This is a genomic window from Mesorhizobium sp. M7A.F.Ca.MR.362.00.0.0 (assembly GCF_004023175.1).
Classification (GTDB): Bacteria; Pseudomonadota; Alphaproteobacteria; order Rhizobiales; family Rhizobiaceae; genus Mesorhizobium.
Genome location: NZ_RZTF01000507.1, coordinates 1 through 522, shown reverse-complemented (window position 1 = coordinate 522; position 522 = coordinate 1). Strand labels below are relative to the sequence as shown.

Genomic DNA, 522 nt, shown 5'->3' with positions numbered 1-522 from the left:
ATTGGTGTTGTGGCCGGCGTCCTTCAGTTTCTTGCGCAGCGTATGGAAGATTTCCGAACCCCAGCGGACACCTTCGCGCAGCGTCGGCGCGCCGATCGGCAGGATCATGAATTCCTGGAAATCGATCGGGTTGTCGGCATGCGCGCCGCCATTGATGATGTTCATCATCGGTACCGGCAGGAGATGCGCCTTGGTGCCACCGACATAGCGGTAGAGCGGCAGGCCGGCGGCATCGGCGGCCGCCTTGGCCACCGCTAGCGAAACGCCAAGAATGGCGTTGGCGCCAAGCCGGCTCTTGTTGGGCGTGCCGTCAAGCTCGATCATGGTCTGGTCGATATGGATCTGGTTTTCGGCTTCCATGCCGCCGATGGCCTCGAACAGCTCGCCGTTCACCGCTTCGACGGCCCTGAGCACGCCCTTGCCGAGATAGCGGGCGCCACCGTCGCGCAGTTCGACGGCCTCGTGGGCGCCGGTCGAAGCACCCGACGGCACCGCCGCGCGGCCCATCGAGCCGTCTTCGAG

The 522-nt window shown here is 64.9% G+C and carries 1 pseudogene; it reads right to left on the bottom strand.

Annotated elements, in window-relative coordinates:
- Positions 1–522: pseudogene (gene eno, locus EOC06_RS44215) on the bottom strand (phosphopyruvate hydratase); the annotation flags it as partial.